Below are 822 nucleotides of genomic sequence, written 5' to 3'. Positions count from 1 at the left end.
CAGCAGGATGCTACACCACCCGCCGATGGGGCTCGGGCATGCTCCTTATGCCGACGTCGCCAAATCGATCCGCGAGCATGTGTCGGTACCAACGATCCATGGGACGCGGATCAACAATGCCGATACAGCAGAGCGGCTCCTTCGCTCGGGTGCAGCAGATTTCGCTGGCATGTGTAGGGCGCTGATCGCAGACCCTCATCTCCCCAACAAGTACCGAACGGGTCGCGCAGCTGAGACGAATCCGTGCGTCGGGTGCGAACAAGCGTGCATCGGTCATCTGGCCAGCGGCCAGCCGATAAGTTGCGTCGGCAACCCGATCACCGGCAGGGAGGCCGCCCTCGGCGTGGTCGAAAAAGCCGCGATTAGGCGAAGAATCGTTGTTGTCGGCGCAGGTCCGGCTGGGCTCGAATGTTCATGGATTGCCGCCAGGGGAGGTCATGACGTCGTGCTGCTGGAACGCGACCATGAAGTTGGCGGCCTCCTGAGACTCGCAGCCAAAGCGCCGGACCGCGCCGAATGGCTGGACCTGATTGATCACAAGCACCACTTGGCCCGCATTAATGGCGTAGATATCAGGGTCGGAGCAGACGCATCCGTGGCGATGATTTCCGAACTGGAGCCTGATCTCGTGGTCTTGGCCACGGGCACCTCGCCCTGCCGGTCCGTGCATGCCAGGGATGACGCAGCGAATATCTTCGATCACCGCGAAATACTCTGCGGCAAAGGCCATCTTGGCCGCCGGGTTGCCGTGCTTGACGGAGACAACCATCAACAGGGGGTGACCACAGCTTACTTTCTGGCCTCGCCCGACCGACATGTGAC

The 822-nt window shown here is 61.6% G+C and carries 1 protein-coding gene; it reads left to right on the top strand.

Annotation, left to right across the window (positions count from 1 at the left end):
* Nucleotides 1-25: 25 nt before the first annotated feature.
* Nucleotides 26-822: NAD(P)-binding protein (locus EN935_RS38330; protein WP_164771839.1), on the top strand; the 797-nt coding region annotated here is incomplete at its 3' end.

Origin of the sequence: Mesorhizobium sp. M7D.F.Ca.US.004.03.1.1 (assembly GCF_003998635.1) — a bacterium.
GTDB lineage: Bacteria > Pseudomonadota > Alphaproteobacteria > Rhizobiales > Rhizobiaceae > Mesorhizobium > Mesorhizobium loti.
The sequence above is the reverse complement of the archived record's forward strand: the minus strand, read 5'-3'. Positions and strand labels throughout refer to the sequence as shown.